Annotated in this window: 21 protein-coding genes; 6 read left to right on the top strand and 15 right to left on the bottom strand. The window is 59.8% G+C overall.

Annotated elements, in window-relative coordinates; translation table 11 throughout:
* Positions 1-15: 15 nt before the first annotated feature.
* The 11 genes from BLS57_RS17890 to BLS57_RS17840 all read right to left on the bottom strand — a co-directional run bounded on the left by BLS57_RS17890 (position 16) and on the right by BLS57_RS17840 (position 11,318).
* Positions 16-840, bottom strand: a complete 825-nt coding sequence (locus BLS57_RS17890; RefSeq protein WP_093744019.1) for an ABC transporter ATP-binding protein — start codon at positions 838-840, stop codon at positions 16-18.
* The gene (locus BLS57_RS17885; protein WP_093744018.1) at positions 837-1,868 is read right to left on the bottom strand and encodes a FecCD family ABC transporter permease; all 1,032 of its coding nucleotides are present in this window, start codon (positions 1,866-1,868) and stop codon (positions 837-839) included. Before BLS57_RS17885 ends, BLS57_RS17890 begins: the two co-directional genes overlap by 4 nt.
* Positions 1,865-2,869 carry a FecCD family ABC transporter permease gene (locus BLS57_RS17880; protein ID WP_093744017.1) on the bottom strand — a complete coding sequence of 335 codons (1,005 nt, stop codon included), beginning with the start codon at positions 2,867-2,869 and terminating at the stop codon, positions 1,865-1,867. Before BLS57_RS17880 ends, BLS57_RS17885 begins: the two co-directional genes overlap by 4 nt.
* Positions 2,866-3,798, bottom strand: coding sequence for an iron-siderophore ABC transporter substrate-binding protein (locus BLS57_RS17875; protein ID WP_093744032.1), 933 nt, complete (start codon positions 3,796-3,798; stop codon positions 2,866-2,868). Before BLS57_RS17875 ends, BLS57_RS17880 begins: the two co-directional genes overlap by 4 nt.
* Positions 3,799-4,072: 274 nt before the next feature.
* Positions 4,073-4,924, bottom strand: a complete 852-nt coding sequence (locus tag BLS57_RS17870; RefSeq protein ID WP_093744016.1) for an ABC transporter permease — start codon at positions 4,922-4,924, stop codon at positions 4,073-4,075.
* 4 nt (positions 4,925-4,928) lie between these two features.
* Complete coding sequence (locus tag BLS57_RS17865; protein WP_093744015.1) at positions 4,929-5,786, bottom strand: ABC transporter permease; 858 nt, start codon at positions 5,784-5,786, stop codon at positions 4,929-4,931.
* The gene (locus tag BLS57_RS17860; RefSeq protein WP_093744014.1) at positions 5,786-6,871 is read right to left on the bottom strand and encodes an ABC transporter ATP-binding protein; all 1,086 of its coding nucleotides are present in this window, start codon (positions 6,869-6,871) and stop codon (positions 5,786-5,788) included. Before BLS57_RS17860 ends, BLS57_RS17865 begins: the two co-directional genes overlap by 1 nt.
* A gap of 58 nt (positions 6,872-6,929) precedes the next feature.
* Positions 6,930-7,991: an extracellular solute-binding protein gene (locus BLS57_RS17855; protein ID WP_093744013.1), complete on the bottom strand. Its 1,062-nt coding sequence runs from the start codon at positions 7,989-7,991 to the stop codon at positions 6,930-6,932.
* Between the two features lie 138 nt (positions 7,992-8,129).
* Complete coding sequence (locus tag BLS57_RS17850) at positions 8,130-9,680, bottom strand: TRAP transporter large permease (protein ID WP_093744012.1); 1,551 nt, start codon at positions 9,678-9,680, stop codon at positions 8,130-8,132.
* Complete coding sequence (locus tag BLS57_RS17845; RefSeq protein ID WP_093744011.1) at positions 9,680-10,174, bottom strand: TRAP transporter small permease subunit; 495 nt, start codon at positions 10,172-10,174, stop codon at positions 9,680-9,682. The genes BLS57_RS17850 and BLS57_RS17845 overlap by 1 nt, the downstream gene beginning before the upstream one ends.
* Positions 10,175-10,232: 58 nt before the next feature.
* Positions 10,233-11,318: a TRAP transporter substrate-binding protein gene (locus BLS57_RS17840; RefSeq protein ID WP_093744010.1), complete on the bottom strand. Its 1,086-nt coding sequence runs from the start codon at positions 11,316-11,318 to the stop codon at positions 10,233-10,235.
* Positions 11,319-11,689: 371 nt separating this feature from the next.
* Between BLS57_RS17840 and BLS57_RS17835 the strand changes: the two genes are divergently transcribed.
* Positions 11,690-12,379 carry a GntR family transcriptional regulator gene (locus BLS57_RS17835; RefSeq protein ID WP_093744009.1) on the top strand — a complete coding sequence of 230 codons (690 nt, stop codon included), beginning with the start codon at positions 11,690-11,692 and terminating at the stop codon, positions 12,377-12,379.
* A gap of 191 nt (positions 12,380-12,570) precedes the next feature.
* Here the strand turns inward: BLS57_RS17835 and BLS57_RS17830 are convergent, their stop codons facing one another.
* On the bottom strand, positions 12,571-12,882 hold the full coding sequence (locus BLS57_RS17830; protein ID WP_093744008.1) for an ETC complex I subunit: 312 nt from the start codon (positions 12,880-12,882) through the stop codon (positions 12,571-12,573).
* Positions 12,883-13,021: 139 nt separating this feature from the next.
* Between BLS57_RS17830 and BLS57_RS17825 the strand changes: the two genes are divergently transcribed.
* From BLS57_RS17825 to BLS57_RS17815, 3 genes are all read left to right on the top strand, one after another.
* On the top strand, positions 13,022-13,306 hold the full coding sequence (locus tag BLS57_RS17825; RefSeq protein ID WP_093744007.1) for an antifreeze protein: 285 nt from the start codon (positions 13,022-13,024) through the stop codon (positions 13,304-13,306).
* A gap of 100 nt (positions 13,307-13,406) precedes the next feature.
* On the top strand, positions 13,407-15,611 hold the full coding sequence (gene uvrB / locus BLS57_RS17820; protein WP_093744006.1) for an excinuclease ABC subunit UvrB: 2,205 nt from the start codon (positions 13,407-13,409) through the stop codon (positions 15,609-15,611).
* Between the two features lie 38 nt (positions 15,612-15,649).
* Complete coding sequence (locus BLS57_RS17815; RefSeq protein WP_139186665.1) at positions 15,650-16,819, top strand: hypothetical protein; 1,170 nt, start codon at positions 15,650-15,652, stop codon at positions 16,817-16,819.
* Here BLS57_RS17815 and BLS57_RS17810 read toward each other — a convergent pair.
* Both BLS57_RS17810 and BLS57_RS17805 read right to left on the bottom strand, forming a co-directional pair.
* Complete coding sequence (locus tag BLS57_RS17810; RefSeq protein ID WP_093744004.1) at positions 16,816-17,088, bottom strand: GlsB/YeaQ/YmgE family stress response membrane protein; 273 nt, start codon at positions 17,086-17,088, stop codon at positions 16,816-16,818. The genes BLS57_RS17815 and BLS57_RS17810 overlap by 4 nt on opposite strands.
* A gap of 250 nt (positions 17,089-17,338) precedes the next feature.
* A complete protein-coding gene (locus BLS57_RS17805; protein WP_425274359.1) occupies positions 17,339-17,707 on the bottom strand; it encodes a PRC-barrel domain-containing protein in 369 nt (122 codons plus the stop codon).
* Between the two features lie 182 nt (positions 17,708-17,889).
* Between BLS57_RS17805 and BLS57_RS17800 the strand changes: the two genes are divergently transcribed.
* Both BLS57_RS17800 and BLS57_RS17795 read left to right on the top strand, forming a co-directional pair.
* Positions 17,890-18,075 (top strand): PLDc N-terminal domain-containing protein, encoded by a 186-nt coding sequence (locus BLS57_RS17800; RefSeq protein WP_093744003.1) that lies wholly within the window; start codon positions 17,890-17,892, stop codon positions 18,073-18,075.
* Between the two features lie 124 nt (positions 18,076-18,199).
* Positions 18,200-18,871: a hypothetical protein gene (locus BLS57_RS17795; RefSeq protein WP_093744002.1), complete on the top strand. Its 672-nt coding sequence runs from the start codon at positions 18,200-18,202 to the stop codon at positions 18,869-18,871.
* Positions 18,872-18,930: 59 nt separating this feature from the next.
* On the opposite strand, the gene BLS57_RS17790 is transcribed toward BLS57_RS17795, so the two are convergent.
* Complete coding sequence (locus BLS57_RS17790; protein WP_093744001.1) at positions 18,931-21,219, bottom strand: glycosyl hydrolase family 28-related protein; 2,289 nt, start codon at positions 21,217-21,219, stop codon at positions 18,931-18,933.
* Positions 21,220-21,306 lie beyond the last annotated feature (87 nt).

The raw sequence follows: 21,306 nt of genomic DNA, 5'->3' as shown, positions 1-21,306 counted from the left end.
TTTAGTAAGTTATTCTTAAGCTGCTGCATCCTTGTGCTTTTCCACCGCCTTATGTCGCCCAATCGGCACCATTACAGGGGTGTGAGAGACCGGATCAGTCACGATGCGGCAGGACAGTCCAAAGACCGTTTGCACCAATTCCTCGGTCAGAACCTGCTGCGGCGCCCCTTCGGCGCGGATGCCGCCACCGCCGACAGCGATCAGATGGTCCGCATAGCGGGCCGCGAGATTGAGATCATGCAACACCATGACGATCGTCGTGCCTTGCGCCGTGTTCAGGTCCACAAGCAGGTCCAGCACTTCGATCTGATGCGCTACATCGAGAAAGGTCGTCGGCTCGTCCAACAACAACAGGTCGGTTTCCTGCGCCAGCGCCATCGCGATCCAGACCCGCTGGCGTTGCCCGCCGGAAAGCGTATCGAGATCCCGCTCTGCCAGTTCCTCTGTTCCGGTTGCTTCCAGCGCCCGGAACACAGCGCGGTCGTCTTCCCGCGACCAGCGCGAGAAGACCCCCTGATGCGGATGCCGCCCGCGCCCGACGAGATCGGCTACCGTGATACCCTCCGGGGCGATGGGGGATTGTGGCAATAGGCCCATAACCTGCGCCAGCTTGCGGGATGGCATGTGATGCACCGAATTTCCATCCAGCAGCACGTTCCCCGCCTTAGGCTGCAAGATCCGCGCCAATGTGCGCAGCAGCGTCGATTTGCCCGAGGCATTGCCTCCGACAATGGCGGTGATCTTGCCTGCCGGGATGGTGAGAGAGACATCCTCTAATATCACTCGTTTTTCATAGCCCGCGCTCAGCTCGCGCGTTTCCAGTCGATGGTGCTGGGTCATAAGGTGCCCCCATTCTTGTTGGCGCGGATGATCAGATACAGAAGAAACGGCGCGCCGACCGCGCCGGTGACAACGCCGACGGGCAGACGTGCGGGCAGCAGAAACTGCCCGACGAAATCGCCCGCGATCACCAGAAAAGCCCCGACCAAAGCCGCGCCCAAAAGAAGGCCTTTCGCTCCCGGTAAAAGCCGTGCGGCGATGGGCCCGGAGAGAAAGGCAACAAAGGCGATCGGCCCGGTAGCCGCCGTTGCGATGGCCACAAGCCCCACCGCCGCCAGCGTAACACGAAGCCGCGTGCCATCAGCGCGCACGCCGAGCGCTTGCGCCGTATCATCTCCGAGGCGAAGCGCTTCTAAGTCTCTTGCGGTAAAGGCCAGCAGCCCTCCGAAGATCAGAAGCGCCCCAGCCACGGGTATGGCCTGCGTCAGTTGCGCGCCATTCAGGCTCCCGGTCAGCCAACGCAGCGCCTCTGCCCGGTCCCATGCGGGCGCCTCCAGCAGCACATAGGACGTGATGCTGTCGAGCATGGCCGAGATGCCGATGCCGATAAGAATGAGCCGCGCTCCGGCCGCGCCACGGCGCGCAGAAAGCGTCCAGATAAGCAGCGCCACGCCCAACCCAGCCACCACCGCGATGAGCGAAACCAGCCAGCCGTCTACCGACAAAATTACGATGGCAAAGACCGCTGCCGCGCCGGCGCTGGCACTGATGCCGATGATGTCCGGACTGGCCAGCGGATTGCGCAGCATGACCTGAAAAGCCACGCCACCGAGACCAAAGCTCAGCCCCGCAACCAGCCCCAGCACAGCGCGCGGCAAGCGCAACTCAGATACGACGAAAGACGCATCCGCCCCCGGAGCGCCGGTCAGCGCGGCAAAAACGTCCCCCGGCGCGAGGCAACCGCGCCCGCAACTGAGCGTCAGCAGGATCAGGCCTGCCACAAGGGCCGTAAGAAGGGCCAATACCTGTATCCGTCGTGTGCTCGGCCTACGGTAAGCGCGGGGCGTGGCAAGGCTCATATCACTCATAGCCCGCGCATCCTGTTGTTGCGCACCGTCCAGATAAAGAAGGGTGCCCCGACAAAGGCGGTCACGATCCCGACGTCCAGTTCATTTGGCCGTGCAACCACGCGCCCCAGCACATCCGACAGCCCCAGCATAGAAGCACCAGCCAGTGTCGAAAGCGGCAGGACAAGCTTGTAGTCCACACCCGCGATCATCCGGCAGAGATGGGGCACCACCAAGCCGACGAAACCAATCGGTCCGCAGAGCGCTGTCGCCGTTCCGCAGAGGACAACCGCCCCCGCCGCGGCCATGAGCCGTCCCAAAGCCACGCTTTGCCCCAATCCGGTGGCAAGCTCTTCTCCCAGGGCCAAGGCGTTCAGCACCCGCGCCGAGGCGAGGCTGAGCAATAGGCCGACCACAGCAAAGGGCACCGCAGGCAGCAGGGTGTCAAAACGCGCTCCGCCAACCCCGCCGACTTGCCAGGACTGCACACTGCCCGCGATGTCATTGCGCGGCAGTACCACCGCGATGATGAATGCCGAGACGGCAACAGAGGTTGCTGTACCTGCCAGCGTCAGCTTCAAAGGCGTCGCGCCGCCCTGCCCCGTTGCACCGACCAGATAGACAAAGACAGCCGTCAGTCCCGCGCCCGCAATTCCAAGCCAGAGAAAATTTTGCGCGCCGCTGATGTCGAACCAAGCGATACCAATGACCACAAACAGCGCAGCACCTGCATTCACACCCAAAATTCCCGGATCGGCCAAAGGGTTGCGGCTGATGCCCTGCATCACCGCCCCCGCCAGACCGAGCGCGCCGCCTGCCAGAACGGCCAGCGCCGTCCGCGGCACCCGTACAGCGACTGCGGCAGCGCCGATGCTATCAATTTGCCCAAGCAATCCGGCCCAGACTTCGTCCCAAGGCACTGCGCGTGCACCGACGGTCAGCGACAGGCCGACCGTCAGCACCAGCAGTCCGAGCAGAATCGCGAAGCCCGCGAACCGGTGGGGACGCTCCGCCCGCATCATTCGCTGCGGGTTGCGGCGGCGCTCAGCCGCGCGAGGTAATCGTCGAGCACATAGTCGATGGAAAGAGGCGTCGGGTTGGCCGCCGTGCCCATCGGATCATTGGCCAGCAATACGACCGCCCCACGACTGACCGCAGGGAAGCGGGCAATAAGCGGATTCTCGGTCAATTCATCCAGCCGCGCCTGATCGCCATAGGTCACCACCACGTCGACGTCATCAAACAGGTCGATCCGTTCGGCACTGATCCGGCCCGAGTACTTCCCGGCTTCGCTTGCCTCGCGCACCGCCTGCGGGGTGTCCATGCCAAGGTCTGTCAGGAACTGCACACGCTGGTCGGCGGCGGCATAAAATCCGATGGTGCTCAGGTCACGCGGGTCGAGATGGGTGACGAACATGCCGGTTTTACCCGCCAGTTCAGGATGGGCATCGCGGGCCGCCTCAATGCGCGTTTCGATCTCTGCCACCATCGTATCGCCTTCTTCGGCCATGCCCAAACCGGCGGCGTTCTGGCGGATCATCTCGCGCCATGTCGTGGTCCATGCCGCTTCTGGATATGCGATAACCGGGGCGATGCGGCTGAGCGTGTCATAGTCCGACTGCGAAATCCCGGAATAGGCCGCGAGGATCACATCGGGTCTGGTGCTGGCCACAGCTTCGAAATCAATGCCATCGCCTTCGTCGAACAGGACAGGCACCTCGGCGTCCAATTCTTCCAACTTCTCGACGACCCATGGCAGCAGCCCGTCCCCGTCATCATCCCCCCAGGAGGCGCGGGCGAAACCGACGGGTACAATCCCGAGAGCTAGAGGCACTTCGTGATTGGCCCAGCCAACGGTGGCAACGCGCGCCGGCTGCTCGGCAACTGTGGTTTCGCCGAAAGCGTGTTCGACCGTCACAGGGAAATCCTGTGCCGAGGCTGCGGTAGCCATGAGGGACAGGACGAAAGCTGACAGGGGTTTCAACACGGGAAAATCCTTACCTTAGTATTTTAGTAAATTACTTCGGCAATAGGCTTCGCTCTCCGGGATTGCAACCTGTGATGTGAAATCTCACCGCGCTCGGGCACATGCGAATGGAGGGGCTAACCTTCTTTCCGAAGGTGCCCTGCGTTTGTTCTGTAGGTAGGCTTTGCGCAAGGCGCAGGGTCAAAAACTCTCCGCTCGCATGCTTGCTAGGAGGTTCTTGCCTGAACGTGCCGGCTCTTCACCCTCGGCGCTGGAACAGGATGACCAGCAAGGCCAGCAGCGAAGAGCCCAGCATCAGAAGCAAAGATACTGCGTTCAACAAAGGCGTTGATCCCTCTTTCAGCCGGTCAAACATCGCGATGGTCAGCGGCGCATCCGACCCGACTAGCATCAGCGTCGTGTTAAAGTTCTCAAAACTCATCAGGAAAGCCACAACCACCGCGCCGATCATCGCAGGCGCAAGGAACGGCAGCGTGATGGTGCGCACCGCGGTCAGACGGTCAGCCCCGAGGTTCAGCGCCGCCTCCTCTAGTGTGCGGTCGAACTTTTGCAGGCGGGCTGAAATGACCAATGTCGCGATGGTCGTGATAAAGCTGAACTGGCCGAGGATCACGAGCAGCAGTCCCGGCCGCAAAGCCTGAACATCCATCTGCGCAAGATCCCAAAGGCCGTTCGCCAGCGTTGAGGAAAAGACCAAGATCGAGATGCCAAGCACGATGCCCGGGATCACCAGCGGCAGAAGCATCAGCACATAGAGAAATCCTTTGCCGCGGAACTCATAGCGGTTGAACAAAAAAGCATTCGTCGTGCCGACAGAGACCGACAGCACGGCAACGCAGAGCGCAACGAAAGCAGATGTGCCCACGGACCGCAGGATGCCGCGCTCATGGAAGACCCCGATCTGCGGGCGTTCCTCACCAAAGAACCAATTCCAGGTGAACCCCTCCCACGGCAGCGAGGGAAACTGGCTGTCGTTAAAGGCAAAGACTGCGACCACAGTCAGCGGCAGGGCGAGATAGAGGAAGAAAAGCGCTACATAGCCGCCATAGACAAGACGGAAGCTGCGCGATTGCGGGATTGTCGGGATCATAGGCTCACCCCATCGTTTCCTTGAGGGTTCGGCCGGTCAGCCGCAGCATCCCCCAGACGATCACCGAAGACAGCACCAGCAACATAAAGCCGAAGGCGGCGCCGAGCTCCCAGTTGGAGCGGACGATGAATTGGTTATAGATCATTTCGGTGAACCACAGGCTGTCTTTCCCGCCGAGCATTGTCGGCGTCAGGTAGTTACCCAAGCTCAGCATAAAGACCACGATACAGCCTGACACGATGCCGGGCATGGCGTGGGGGATGATAATCTCGCGCAAGACAGAAAACCCGCTGCCGCCAAGGTCATAGCCTGCCTCAATCACACTGTCGTCGAGGCTTTCGAGCGTGGTCACAAGCGGCACTACCATGAAAAGCATGGAGGTATAGACAAGCCCGACCATCATCGTCGCATCGGTATAGAGCAATTCGACCGGCTGATCGGCAAGCCCCACCCATTGCAGCAAACTGGAGATCAGCCCCGTCTCACGCAGCAGGATCATCCAGCCAAAGGTGCGCACCAGCTCGGAGACGTAGAACGGGATCAGACACAGGAGGAACAGCACTTGCTGCAAACGCCCCTTCGCCATCTTTGCGATGTAATAGGCCACCGGAAAGGCGATCAGCAGTGTGATGACAGTGGCCAGCACCGACATCACCGCGGTGCGCCAGAAGGTGCGCAGGTAGAGCGGTTCGGTCAGCGCCTTTTCATACTGCGACAGACTGGTCTCATAAACGCCGAAGCTAATACGCTCACGCAGCGATATCAGCAGCATATCGATATGCGGGATGATGATCAGCAGCCCTAGCCAAAGCACCAAGGGCGTCAGCAGCAGGTAGAACGTAATGCGGGACTGATTGCGCATCAGCTCGCCTCAAAGCAGCTGGCCTGCCCCGCGCCCCAGCCGATGTGGATGGCGTCACCGCGTTTCAGAGAGGCAAACTCCCCCGATTGCGGCAGCGTCACTTCCAGCGTTTCACCCGCTGTGTCCCGCACCAACACGCGCGAGGCCGCGCCGTTGAAGAGCAGGCTGGTGACGGTGCCGGTCAGCTGGTTGTCAAATTCTGCCAGCGCGTCAGCACTGGCGGCAAGACGGATTGACTCAGGGCGCACAAAGATCTCGGCCCGCGCGCCTTCGGAGAGCCCCATGCCGGTGGCGCGTATGGCCAAACCGCTGTCCGTGCGCAATTGCAAATTGCCGCCCTCGGCCCGCTCAATCCGGCCTTTCCAGCGGTTCGATTCCCCGATGAACCCGGCGACAAAGGGCGTGTCTGGCCGGTAGTAAAGGTCCTGCCCGGTCCCGACTTGCTCAAACTGTCCCGCATTCATCACGGCGATCTGGTCAGACATGACCAATGCTTCGGACTGGTCATGGGTGATATAGACAAAGGTCGTGTCAAAGGCCGCCTGCAGCGCCTTTAACTCCACTTTCATATGTTCGCGCAGCTTGAGGTCTAGGGCGCCCAGCGGCTCGTCCAGCAGCAGCACATCAGGCTCCAACACCATGCAGCGCGCAATCGCCACCCGCTGTTTTTGCCCGCCCGAAAGCTCATCTACCTTCCGCGCCCCGATGCCGGGCAGGCCAATCCGGTCCAGCGCCTCGTCTACCTTGCGGCCAATCTCACCCTTGGCCATGCCGCGGCGGCGCAGCCCGTAACCGATATTCTCGGCAATCGTCATCATCGGGAAGAGCGCAAGATGCTGAAACACCATGTTGACGGGGCGCTTGTTCGGCGGTGTGTCCAGCACCGAGCCGCCCTTGATCCGGATGTCCCCCGACGTGGGATCAAGAAAGCCCGCAATCATGCGCATGATCGTCGTCTTGCCGCAGCCAGAGGGCCCGAGAATGGAAAAGAAACTGCCCGGCGGCACCGAGAAAGAAACGTTGTTAACAGCGGCGGTATCGTCGAACCGCTTGACGAGGTCGACGCATTCCAGATCAGGGGTCATGTGAATTCCAATAAATGGGGCGGCACCCGCGTTAGGATGCCGCCCAGCTTGTCAGTGATCAGTTGGCAGCCTGGACGCGGTCCAGAACTTCGCCCTCAATGGTTTCCAAACCGGCAGGGACTGGCGGGTACCATTTGATGTTGTCGATTGCCTCTTGCGGGAAGCTGGCCTGATACTTGGCTTTCAGGCTGTCTTCAGCAAACTCGTCCGCCCCGGCAGAGGCCGTGAAGTTGCCCGCTGCCGCAGTGATCATCGCGGCGATTTCAGGCTGCATGACAAAGTTGATCCACTCATAAGCAACATCGTCCGCCTGCCCTTTTGCCGGCAGAACGAAGGTGTCGATCCAACCCAGAGCACCCGAAGCCGGGGCGACAAAGGTGAGGTCCGCATTGTCGTCGTTCAGCTTCCAGCCGCCGGTGTCCCATGCCATCGAGGCGGTAACTTCGCCCGAGCGCAGCAGGTTCATCAGCTCATCGCCACCACCCCAATAGGTTTTGACGTTTGCCTTGCATTCGATCAGCTTTGCTTCGACCTTTTCCATGATCTCGGCGTATTTTGCTTCGTCGTCATAGGCGGCGAAAGGGTCTTCGCCCATCGCAAAGGCAAAACCAATCAGCGTCGGGCGCTTCAGACGGTATGACACTTTACCGGCCACTTCTTCGGCGCAGAGATCTGTGTAGTCCTTCACGACGTCACCGGCTTCGGCTGTGTTCATGACCAGACCCGAGGTGCCCCAAACATGCGGCACGCCATAAACGTCACCGTTCACAGTGGTGTTGCCCATCGTGGCTTCGAGCATCGAAGGGATGAAGAGGTCTTTGTTCAGCTTGGACACATCGATCGGCTTGTAGATACCGAACTCCATCTGCGGCCCCATGATGCGGTCTTGAGATGGCTGGGCAAGGTCAAAACCACCGCCGCCGGTGGCCCGCAGCTTGGCGATCATTTCCTCGTTGTTGGATTTGGTCACCTCGACGGTATGACCCGTCTCTTCTTCAAACTTCGCCACCACATCCTCGGGGGCATAGCCGCCCCAAGTCAAAAGCCGGAGCGTGTCGGCCTGTGCAACGGATGCGAGCCCCGCCAGCATTGTGCCGGCCAGAAGAATGGTTCGTGTCATGGGGTGTCCTCTCTGTAGTGTTTTAATTGTCGACAGAATGCGCGCGTTGGACCAGTTGGTCAAATTATACTTGCGCGGCAATCATGCCCTTATCCTCTGATATTGCAAAACTTTTATGACAGCGGGTGCCAACCAGCTTTAAAACAAGGCTGCCGGCAGCCATGTCGCCAGGGTGGGCCACAGCCAAATCAGCGCGATCCCGACGATCTGCAGACAGATGAACGGCATCACGCCGGCATAGATCTGCCCCGTCGTAACTTCGGCAGGGGCGGCACCGCGTAGGTAGAACAACGAGAAGCCAAAGGGCGGCGTCAAAAAGGACGTCTGCAAGTTGATCGCGATCAAGACGCCGAGCCAGATCGGATCATGACCTAGCATGATCAGCGAGGGTGTGATCAGGGGCAGCACGATGACCGAGATTTCGACGAAATCAAGGAAGAAACCCATGATGAAGATGACAATCATGCAGAACACCAGCGCACCGGTCGCACCGCCCGGCATCTCGGCCAGAATGCCCGCCACGCGCTCTTCGCCTCCCAGCCCGATGAAAACGAGGCTAAAGAATCCCGCCGCGATAATGGTGACAAAGATCATGGAGGTCATGGTCATCGTCGAGTTGATCGCTTCCTGCACGACCCGCTTTTTCAGCGCGGCCCGCAGGGCCAACAGCACCGCTGCGCCCCCGATCAGTGCCAGCCCGATATAGAAGACGCCCAAGGTATAGGCGCCCGACGTCAAATCGCTGCGCTGGAACCGCACCGGAAAGGCACCCGCCAATAGGCCGAGGGCAATCAATGCAACCGTGCCTGAAAAGATCACCCAAGCGGCAGTGCCGCTGCGGTAGCCGGTCATCAGCAGCGCTCCAACTGCACCGACAGAGGCCGCTTCGGTCGGCGTAGCAACACCGCCCAGAATGGCGCCCAGCACGGCAAAGATCAGCACGATAGGCGGAAACACCGCGCCCGCAACCTCGCGCCAGTTGGGTTTGGCCAGATCAAGCGGCGCGGGGGGCATGTCCTGCGGGCGCAGCCAGCCGCGCAGAAGGATGTAGATCAGATAGAGGCAGACCAGCACCAGGCCGGGGATCACGGCAGCGGCAAAGAACTGGCCGACCGACAGCGCTTCGACAGAGAACTTTCCCTGCTCATACTGCGCTTGCTGGAACGCCGTGGACATGACGTCTGCCAGAATGATCAGCAGGGTCGAGGGCGGAATGATCTGGCCCAAAGTGCCCGCAGTGCAGACAATGCCCGAGGCAACCCGCGCATCATATCCCGCTCGCAGCATCGTAGGCAGCGCGATCATCCCCATCGCGATCACAGTGGCCCCGACAATCCCTGTGGAGGCGGCCAGCAACGTCCCGACCAGCACGACTGAAATACCAAGCCCACCGCGCAACTGCCCGAACAGCCGCCCCATCGTGTCGAGCAGTTCTTCAGCGATCCGGCTTTTCTCAAGCAATGCGCCCATCAACACGAAGAGCGGGATCGCGATCAACACAGGGTTCGTCAGCGTACCAAAGACGCGCTGTCCCAAAGCCCCCAGCAGCCCGATGTCCATCTCGCCCAACGACCAGCCCAGATAGGCAAAGAAGATGGCCACCCCGGCGATGCTAAAGGACACAGGAAAGCCAAGAAGGATCGCCGCCATCAGCGCGGCGAACATAAGCAGGTCGAGGTATTCGAACATCAGGGGACTTTCACGGCCAGAAGACGGATCAACAGGGCCAAAGATTGCAAGATCACAAGGACGGCAAAGACGGGGATCAGGGATTTGAGTAGAAACACCGCTTCAATCCCGCCAACGGAAATCGGACCTTCGAAGATGGCCCAGGAATTGCGCACAGACGGCCAAGACCAATAGATCAGCGCGATCATCGACGGCATGAGCAAGAACAAATGGCCAAAGATGTCGATCCGGCGCTGCGCTGCGGCTGAGACCTTTGCGTAGAAAACGTCAACGCGCACATGTTTGTCGACCAAGAGCGTATAGCCCGCCGCCAACATGAACAGCGTGGCGTGCATGTAGAGCACGCTTTCTTGAAGCGCGATGGAGTTCAGCCCGAAGGCATAGCGTCCCACAACGATGGTGAATTGCACCAACATCATCGCCAGCGCCAACCAGCGCACCACATAGGCCACGCCAAGGTTCACCTTATCCAAGGTGTTTGCCAGTTGCAGCATCGTCCCCCCTCGCATGGGTCAAGGGCGCAGCCATGGCCGCGCCCCTGCCCTGAAGCTATCAGTAGCCCATAACCAGATTACGGGCGTTCATCTGACCGTTATCGGCATAGACCATGTATTTCCCGACCGAGTCGCGGTAGGTCACGAAGCTCTCGGTGATCCGCTTGACTAACTCATCGTCGTCGTTGCGCAGATCGTCGATCACTTCCGCCGCGGCTTTGCCCATTGCGACCAGCACGTCTTCGGGGAACATCTTCACCTGAACGCCATGCTCGGCAACCATCGCGTCAAGCGCTTGCGCGTGTTTGGTGAAATATTCGCCCCAGACTTGGTTGTACAAGCTGTCACAGGCAGTCTTGACCACCAGTTTCAGATCGTCCGGCAGCTCATTATAGACATCGCCGTTGATGCCACATTCCTCGGCAGAGGATGGCTCGCCCACGCCGGGCCAGTAGTAGTTCTTCGCAACCTGATAGTAGCCAAGCGCGCTGTCAGTCCATGGGCCGATAAACTCGCCCGCATCCAATGCGCCGGTCTGCAGGGCTTGGAACATCGCCGGGCCGCCCATCGCTTCGGCGGCCATGCCGAGCTTCGCCGCCATTTCAGAGGCCAGACCGGTGGTGCGGAACTTGAGACCTTTCAGGTCTTCGGCAGAGTTGATCTCGTTGCGGAACCAACCGCCCCACTGGGGACCAGAGTTGCCGCAGAGGAAGGGTTTGATGCCAAAGCGGCCATACATCTCGTCGTAAAGCTCTTGCCCGCCGCCATGCATCATCCAGCCAACCTGCTCATCCGCGCGCAGACCAAACGGCTGCGAGCCAAAGAGCAGGATGCCTTTGGACTTGGAGCCCCAATAGGCCGGAACGGCGTGATACAGTTCGGCAGTCCCTTCGCTGACAGCGTCAAAGACGCCACGCCCGGGCACCAGTTCCCCCGCCGGGAACAGCTTCACTTCGATCCGCCCGCCAGACAGCGTCGTGATCCGGTCGGCCAATTGTTGCGCCGCAACGCCCGGCCCAGGCAGGTTTTTCGGCCATGCGGTGACCATCTTCCACTGCCGTTTGTCTTGGGCGATGGCGGGAGATGCCAGTGCCGTTGCCGCGGTGCCTACTGCCCCGGTTGTCAGAAATGTCCGTCTTTTCATATGCCCACCCTCCGATCGGCTGTTACGACCTCGAAACGGGCAGCTGTGGCCCTCAGGTCAAATACGTACTTATATCTGTTATGTAGATGCATAATAATGTCAAATTATTCGGCGCAGAACTTTGGAGGGATCAAAGCTGGCGCTCAACAATTGGGCGCTTGGTCTGGAACCTCGCTGAATCGCGCTATGGTTTAGGAGGCTCGGAGGGCGGTCCAACTCTTGCCGGTCGCTGTCGGATCACCTGCGCGCAAGAGCATTCAGAGTAAGGGCGGCACCCTTTATGTCTGGTCTTTTGAAACTATAGTATATAGCTTTTCCAGCCAACTCAGCGGCATGGCCGCCCCAGTTTCGCTTTATCGGAGAGCGCATAGATGTCCATATCCTACCGCGAAGTGAAAGCCGACATTCTGCGTCAGATCACTCAGGGCGATCTCGCCCCCGGCAGCGCCATGCCCAATGAGGTCGATCTGGCGGTCAGCTATGGCTGTGCGCGCGCTACGGTCAACCGGGCGATGCGTGAACTGGCCGATGATGGCATCATCGAACGCCGCCGCAAAGCCGGGACACGGGTCCGGCAGAACCCGGTCCGCCATGTGCGAATGAACATCCCCATCGTGGGCCAAGAGATCAAGGAACTGGGCGCCAAATACCGCTATGCCTTGGTCCAATGCAAAGCCGAACCCGCCCCCAACTGGCTCCGCGCGCGTATGGCGCTGAAGGACGAAGACCGGGCGCTGCACCTAACCTGCATGCATTACGCCGATGGCGCACCCTATCAGCACGAAGACCGCTGGATCAACCTCAGCGCCCTGCCCGAGGCTGAACAGCATGACTTCAGCGAGGTCGGCCCTAATGAATGGCTGGTCTCCACGGTCCCATTTACAGACGCCCAGATCAGCTTCCACGCCGTCGCTGCGAGCGGAATTGTAGCGGACTATTTGGACTGTAAAGAAGGCGACGCTCTGTTCCAAACCGAGCGTACAACTTGGCTCGAAGGGCAGACCATCACCTTTGTGCAACTGACCTACCGCCGCGGGCACCGGGTGACGATGCAGTACTAGGGTTTGGATGAGCTTGTCTCATCCGTTCCTAAGTGGTCCGTTTCAGAGCATCGCCCGCCATTGGTCCTCTCTTCGGCGGGACAACCAACATATAGAAAAGGCGTCCAACGGGCGCCCATGTATTAACGTAAGGTCTTCAAGCGAAGTTAAGGCTCCGCTTCCAAGCCAACTTCACCCAGATCGACACACCCTTAGTGCGTCCACGCGCCCCGGCGTCCTGTCGCGAAGTTCTCACCATACCCGCCCGCGCGGATGTTCGGCTTGCGCTTGTTCGGCTCTTGCACCTGCGCGTCGATGCCGTGGTCACGCGCATATTCTTCGGCGGCTTCGCGGGTGTCGAACTGCAGGCGCACTTGGCTCTGTGTATCGCCGGAGGAGGTCCAGCCCATCAACGGGTCCACTGAGCGCGCCTCCGCCGGGGCGAATTCGAGCAGCCAGACACGGGTTTTGGCCGCGCCGGAGGACATCGCTGTACGGGCGGGTTGGTAGATACGTGCGCGCATTTCGGGTCTCTCGTTTCTGGAACCTGTGAACTTATCTAATATTCCGCGCCAAGGGGCAAGGGATGCCGATAAGCAAGGCGCGCTCTGGAATGCTGCAGCGCAGAGACTACATATGAACAACCCCAACGGAGCGCCCCTAATGACCCCCTTCACCTTTTTCGCCCTGCAAAGCCAATTTGCCGCGCTCGCTGTCGAAACCCAGATCGTCATGTCCCTGCGGCTGATGGCGATGGCCGGCGCCCTGCCCGCACGGCCAGGCGAAAACAACCGCATGATCTCGGAAAAAGGTCCGGCGATGACCAAGGCGTTCAGCGCAGGCACGCAGGCTGCATTTGCTGGCAAAGCGCCTGAGCAAATCATCAACGCCTCGCTTGCCCCGCTCACACGGAAGGTGCGTCAGAACCGCAAACGGCTGATGAAATAGTCCGCTTTAGCGGCTAAGACGGTGCATAGCAGCATCTCGCCCCCTTGAACCCCGCGTGAAAGGGGGCACCTATGTCTGTGCCCGACGAAGGATATCCGCGATGCCCTATGCCCATTCCGACAAATCAGAGGGGATGCCCCTGCTGGCAAACCCTGCGCCCGACGTGCGCAACCGCCCCAAGTTGGAGGGTGGCAAAAAGTTCAACCTTGTCACCGAGTTCGACCCGGCGGGCGATCAGCCCACAGCGATCAAGGAGCTGACCGAAGGGGTAAACTCGGGCGAGCGCGATCAGGTGCTCTTGGGCGCGACGGGCACGGGCAAGACTTTCACCATGGCCAAGGTGATCGAAGAGACGCAGCGCCCGGCGATCATCCTCGCGCCGAACAAGACACTGGCGGCGCAGCTTTACGGCGAGTTCAAAGGCTTTTTTCCGGACAACGCGGTGGAATATTTCGTCTCCTACTACGACTACTACCAGCCCGAAGCCTATGTCGCCCGCTCGGATACTTTCATCGAGAAGGAATCCCAGATCAACGAACAGATCGACCGGATGCGCCACTCCGCCACCCGTGCGCTGCTAGAACGCGATGATGTGATTATCGTGGCCTCGGTGTCCTGCATCTACGGCATCGGTTCTGTCGAGACCTATGGCGCGATGACGCAAGACCTGAAGGCAGGCGAAAGCTATGACCAGCGCAAGATCATCGCCGATTTGGTCGCCCAGCAGTACAAACGCAATGACGCGGCTTTCCAGCGTGGCTCTTTCCGGGTGCGCGGCGACAGTCTTGAGATTTTCCCGGCTCACCTTGATGACCGCGCTTGGCGGCTGTCCTTCTTTGGCGAGGAGTTGGAGAGCATCACTGAGTTCGACCCGCTGACCGGCGAGAAGACGGACACGTTCGACCAGATCCGCGTCTATGCGAACAGCCACTATGTAACGCCCAAGCCGACGATGTCTCAGGCCGTCATCGGCATCAAGAAAGAACTGCGCACGCGGCTCGACCAACTGGTTGCCGACGGCAAATTGCTGGAGGCCCAGCGGTTGGAGCAGCGCACCAACTTTGACATCGAGATGCTAGAGGCTACCGGCGTCTGCAACGGGATCGAGAACTACTCGCGCTATCTCACGGGCCGCGCACCGGGCGAGCCGCCCCCCACCCTGTTTGAGTTCATCCCCGACAACGCCATCGTCTTTGCGGACGAAAGCCACGTTTCGGTCCCGCAGATCGGCGGCATGTATAAGGGCGACTATCGGCGCAAGTTCACGCTGGCCGAACACGGCTTCCGCCTGCCGTCCTGCATGGACAACCGCCCGCTCAAGTTCGAGGAATGGGACGCCATGCGCCCGCAGTCGGTCTTTGTCTCGGCCACCCCCGCCGCGTGGGAGATCGAGCAGACCGGCGGTGTCTTTACCGAACAGATCATTCGTCCCACGGGCCTGATCGACCCTCATATCGAAATCCGCCCGGTCGAGATGCAGGTCGACGACCTGCTCGATGAGGTGCGCAAAGTGGCCGCCGACGGCTACCGCACGCTTTGCACCGTGCTGACCAAACGCATGGCCGAAGACCTCACCGAATATATGCACGAACAGGGCATTCGCGTGCGCTATATGCACTCGGATATCGACACGATTGAGCGGATCGAAATCCTGCGGGACCTCCGCCTCGGCGCCTTTGACGTGCTGATCGGGATCAACCTGCTGCGAGAAGGCTTGGACATCCCCGAATGCGGGCTCGTGGCCATTTTGGACGCGGATAAAGAAGGCTTCCTACGCTCCGAAACCTCGCTGATCCAAACCATTGGCCGTGCAGCGCGAAATGCCGAAGGCCGCGTAATCATGTACGCCGACCGCATCACCGGCTCGATGGAGCGTGCGATGGGCGAGACCGACCGCCGCCGCGCCAAGCAGATCGCCTATAACGAAGAACACGGCATCACGCCTGCCACGGTTAAGAAGAACGTCGATGACATTCTGGCCGGGCTCTACAAGGGCGATGTGGACATGAACCGCGTCACCGCCAAGGTCGACAACCCCCTCGCGGGCGGCAACCTTCAGACGGTGCTGGACGGGCTGCGCACCGACATGCGTAAAGCGGCTGAGAACCTTGAGTTCGAAGAAGCCGCAAGGCTCCGGGATGAGGTCAAACGGCTTGAAGCTGTTGACCTCGCTATCGCCGATGACCCGATGGCGCGGCAGCAGGCGATTGATAAGGCCGTTGACACCGCCCAGAAAGCCTCAGGCCGCAGCACCTCTGGCCGCGGCGGCATGCGGGGTGGCAATGTGAAGCGACGCAAGCGCTGAGCCAATCTTCTGATCTCTGAGAAAAGGGCCGCAGCGCTATGAGAACTTTCCTTAAAGGGGCCGCTCGTGTGCTCAAAGCCCAGCGCGCACGCAACAAAGAGCTCTCGGTCTCCTTTCTTGGTATCAGCACCACGTTGGTAACCGATCTATCAGATCGCCCGCGGGTCACTGCTGATCTCGCGAAGCAGCCAGAGGGGCCGTTCTATGAGCATGATCAAGAAAGACTATGGGCGATCTATCACGGCTACGGCGCCACGGAAGAAAAGGCCCAGTGGGTGCCTTACGTCGATGTTACAGCGCTCCGTTCCTCCGGTGCGCGTGCGATAGCGCTTGATGCCTTGAATGTCGCACAATGCCGGTTGGTATTTAGACCCTCGAATTTCCGAATTCCCATGTCACTGAGCAAACATGCGAAAACCATGGTTTCGCATTTCAAAGCGCTCGGGCGGCTGAACCCCGACCCCTCTGCGCCAGAGGGGTTTGAGAACAACTATGCGTGGCGTCTGTGTGACATCGATTGTGGAGCGGCGACGCTTACATTGCAATCTGCTCGGTACACCGATCAAGTTGCGACGAATATCAGTGTCGACACCGATAGTGGCGCCCTCCCTGCTGGCGCGCAGACCATCCGACAAGATGTCGAACCACCGGAGAATGGTCGCCTTCCCTCCCTCGCGACATCGCAACTGGCCAATACGCTTGGGGTGGCCGCGATGGTTTATGACGCGCAGCTTAGTCCTCTATGGCGGCTACGCAGCCCAAAGATGGGCGCCATTACCGAAGGCGGCCTCCATTGCACCGTGTCCGGAGTTTGCGAGTTTCCCGAAATTGACGCAGACGCCGACCACGGGTTCGAACTGATCAGCCAGGGAATGGCGCGGGAGATCGCGAGCGAGCTAGGGCTGGCCCCGGAAGATTACGACCTCTACCCCGTAGCGATTGCCCGTGAATTGCCACGCGCCGGCAAACCACAGGTGTTTTTCGTGGCCATATCCCATCTTTCAGAAGCAGAAATGCAGGATCGCGCTGCATCTGCACCGGAACGGGTCGAATTTGTCCGCGACGAGTCTGACCAGTTGTTCCTAAGCGAAATGCGCGAAAGCGACACCCATAAGCTGTTTACCTACGAGGGGTGGGCCGCTGGCCATTTTGCGGAACAGTTTTTCGAAGCAAACCCCGAGTTTGCGACGCCGCGCGAAAGTGTCTAACGCTTTTTAAGCGCAGCGACCAAGGCGAGGACCAATGTTGCACCAATCGCCGCAACGATCAGCAGCACCAGCAAGCCGCCAGCAGCGACGACGGTGATGCCAAGCGCTGCCAGAACGAACGGCAGAGCAACGGCACCGACCACCCCGAGGATCAGATACAGCAGCCGGTTGCGCCCTGCCACGGCCCCAGCAATCGCCCCGGCGACCAGGCCGACCACGACCAAGGCGATCAGGGCGACAGCGCCCAGAGTGTCCAGAAAAGCTTCCATGAACAGGATGTCCTTACGATTATGTCAGTAAATTAAATAAAGGGTACGAAAGGCACGCCACAGCCCGCGAGGGTGAGCAGCATGGCAAGTGTAATTAGTCGGCGCATAGGGAACCTCAAAAGTTTCGGCAGTATTGCCTTTTGCCTATCAGGCCCGTCCCAACGCTAAAAATCAATGAACGGCATCAGGCTGCGCGGCCTGATGCCGATTTTGCTTACCGGTGATGTAGCACGGTGACGTTTTCCGCGCCTCAGAGCCAATAATACGGCACCCCATAGTGATCAAAGGTCCGCTCTTGCCACGCGCGGTCAGTGTACCAGCTGTCGGTACGTTCGGGCGCGCCTTTGACGGTTTTCTCGTCGATATTGGTCATGAAACCGTCGCGGTCCGGGTCGTAGTTCAGGGCATTCCACGGCACGGGATAGTGTTCCTCTCCCATCCCGAGGAAACCGCCGAACCCCATAACGGCATAGGCGACCTTGCCTGACTTTTTGTCGATCATCAGGTGGTCAATATGGCCGATCTCAGCGCCATCCGCGCCAAAGACAGCCGTCCCGTTCACGTTGTTGGAAGACACCAGCGATGCCGGTGCGGTTGTACCTGTCATCGTATCAGTCATAGCCTTTCCTTTCGCTACTGCTGCAAGGAAAAAACCCCGATCTGCTCCTCGGAGTTCCGGCCCAATAAACTGTCCGGCGGTTTATGACCGATGGCGTGAAGGGGGGGTCTGCGGAACAAAATCGCCAATAGGCAGGTTATACCACCAATGCGAATGTGACGAAGCTACAAGGAGAAACGACAATGGAATATGGACTTCTGGGACTTATCATCCTGATTGCCGATATCTACGCAATCTACCAAGTTATGACGTCGGGTGCCTCCGGCATGGCCAAGATCGCTTGGGCTTTGGGCATCATTATTCTGCCTGTTCTGGGCTTCATCGCGTGGCTCATCGCCGGTCCGCGCGGGAACAAAGCCCACGTCTGACCCGGACTCACGAATTTGAGTGACGACAAAGGCTCGGTGCGCAAAGCGCCGAGCCTTTACTTTTGCCCGTTACCCGAAACCATTTGTTAACCATCCTTAACCAAGATCGCTGCAGGAGCCTGCCATGCGATCTGCCTTTGCCGTCATGTTGCTGACCAGCCAACTGTCCGCCGTTCCGGCCTGTGCAGGTGCGTGGCTGCGGGAGGAGGGCACGAGCTTTGTCGCCTCAACCTTCTCGGCCACATATTTCTACGATCTGACCCAGAGCACCTATCTCGAATACGGGCTGCGCGAAGACCTGACGCTGGGGGCAGATGTCACCACCTTCCAAAACCCCTTTGGCCTGCAAACTGGCAGTGCCACGTTGTTCTTACGCTTCCCCTTGGGCGAGCCGACTGAGCAGGGCCGCTGGGCCTATGAACTCGGCGCAGGCGCAAGTTGGGTGGGGGAAATGGTCTCGCCCCATCTCAAAGCCGGGCTGTCTTGGGGGCGGGGTTACACTTTACAAAATCGCAACGGCTGGCTTGCCGTTGATGCCTCGGTCAAATGGGAGTTCGGCTTCAATCAGGGGGTCATCAAACTGGACACAACAGCCGGATTAGACTTCACCGAGGTGACCAGCGGCATGGTTCAACTCTTCGTCTCACACACGTCCGCCGGGACATTTGCCAAGGTCGCCCCCTCGGTCATCTTTAGCCCACGCGGCACCCAATATCGCGTGCAGATCGGCAGCGAAGTCCCTGTGAACGCACCCGAGAATACCACGATCAAAATCGGAATCTGGCGGCAGTTCTAAGCGAACGAAAACCCCGCCGGATCACCGACGGGACCATTCACGCTGTAACGCGTCTTAACTCAGCGACTGTCCATCCGCACCATCACCGAGACCTTCCCCTTTACCGGGGTAGGCCAGATCACATGTAGCTGGTCATTGTCCGGCCCTTCAGCGTGTTTGACGTAAGGCATGTCATATTGCGCCACATTGTTGGCGTTGCGGATCGCCCCATGCGCCACCACCGCGTCACTGTTCAAGGCGTGCCCGTCGAAGGGCAAATGCCCCGCCGTATCGATAACCCAAGTGTCCGACGGCGTTGACTGGTTGTGCTCAATCTCGGCGACATTCTCGACCTGCGTCGTGACAGCATGAAAAGAGTTTCCTTTCATCACCACGTTCTTGCAGCGCGAAATATCGAGGTCGGCATAGGTGGTATCCACCCGCTCCGCCCGGTCGATGCTACCGTTCAGGCTGCGGAACCGGTTGCCTGTGATGTTCACCCCGCTGAGATAGTGCCCCGCCCCATGCGGTTTCACCACGATATAGCTGAACCAGGGCGCAACCTCACCGGACAGGAAGATGTTGTCGCTGATGGTCAGCGCGCTGAAGGAATAGCCGTTCGTGTGATCCGGCGTCGGGTCTTGCTCATTGGTCCATTCGATAAAGCAATTGTCGACGTAATTGCCTGTCACCACTGCACTGGTATGTGCCGAGGCAAGGATAAGACCCGCCGAGCGCACGCCATTATGGACCTCGTCCCCCTGAAAGAAGTGATTGCCCGTGACGATGCTATTTCCCCCCGCCAGCAGTGCGAAGTGACGGAATTTGGTTGCCCGACAATCACGGAGCTTCACGTCGTTCGCATTGGTGTTCAGCGCGATGCTGGTTCGGTTCGGCACCGTTAGCGCGTCTTCGGCGGACAAGAACTGACAGCGATCGATCAGCATCCCCTGACAGCCGCCACCGATCGAGGTGATGCCCCGGTCCATCGGGCGGCTGACAAAGCAATCGCGCAGGTGAAAGATCAGCCCCGAAGGTGCCAAGTTAATGGCGCTGCAGCGGTCGTTGCACTGGAACTCGATATCCGCCATCACGAATTTCGACAGCGAGGCAAAGCCGCTGAAATCCACCAGATACTGGAACTTGCGGAAAGTGAAGTTCTGCGTGCCCGCGGCGTCGAACAAGGGCGCGTTCAGCGTGATCTCCTGCGTCGCGACATTCTTGGAACGGACATAAATCTCACGCCCGACCCCATTGCCTTCGACCAGCGCGCCAACTGGCACATTGGCGACATTGGTAACATTGGTCAGCTTGCGGCTGTCCGAAGGTGAATAGGTCGCTTGCGAAGTCACCACCTGCGTGTCCCAATTGCTGCTCGACCCGGCCTCGATCTGACCGTTGCGGATCACGCGACGGGTCGCATAGCTGGTCTTGTCAGGCACCGCCGCCTGCATATCGAGTGGGCTATAGACGGTGATCTTGCGCCCACCCATGTCGAGCGAATCGTGGTCAGCGTTGTTCAAGAGTGCCTGAAACGCCTTCAGGAACGCCGTCCGCTCATCCTCGAAGGCTTCCACATAGTTCGGCAGGTCGAAATTGCGGCGCAGCAGCAAGATCGCGCTATCCGGCATGGTCACATGGCCTTCAAACTTCACCGGCGTGTCAAAGGTCACATCGCCGTTCAGAAGGTAGTTCCCTGCGGGCACCAGCACCGTGCGCCCGTTTGCGGCGGCATTGGCGGCCTCAAAGGCGGCGGTGTCATCCGTCACGCCATTGCCCACCGCGCCATAGTCGCGCACATCGACCTGTGCGAGCATGTCCCTCAGAAAGACCGAAGTCACATCCTCGATCACGATATCGTCGATCCGAACCACGCCGCCGCTCGACCCGGTCAGATCCAGCCCAAGATGCCCATAGGCCGCATCCATGCCCCAGACCATATCCACGCCGCCGCGATCCCCAGTGCCGATAATGGCGCTGACTTCGACCACCTCGCCGTAGCTCGTAAGGGCTGTCGCAGGGCCGAACTCGGGCACACCGCTCACCTTGGCCCCGCCCGGCTGCGCCGGATAGCCCGCGATCCGCACCGATGGCAGGTTACCACTGACAGCCTTCACCCGCGCCGTGACGCGCAGATAGCAACCGGGCAGCAGTGTCGTCTGCCCCATGTAGCGCAGCTTCTGCACCGAGTCGGTTTTCAGCAATTCCAGCGCCCCGCCGAAATCCTGATCCGCCGGGACAAAGGCCGCATTGGCCGCGTTCTCATAGGTGTCCGATCCCGGCGTGCCGTCGCCGCTCGACCAGACATCCAGACCCGCCGCAAAGGGTGTGGGCATCAGCACCACGCCATCGGTAATCGCCTTATTCATCGCATTTCCTTTCCCCGGGCCGCCAATGGGGGCGCGCCGCAAAACTCCTCTGGCTCGGTCATGCCGAACCGCGAGGTCAGGGAAATA

It is taken from the genome of Sulfitobacter delicatus (assembly GCF_900102535.1).
Classification (GTDB): domain Bacteria; phylum Pseudomonadota; class Alphaproteobacteria; order Rhodobacterales; family Rhodobacteraceae; genus Sulfitobacter; species Sulfitobacter delicatus.
The sequence above is the reverse complement of the archived record's forward strand: the minus strand, read 5'-3'. Positions and strand labels throughout refer to the sequence as shown.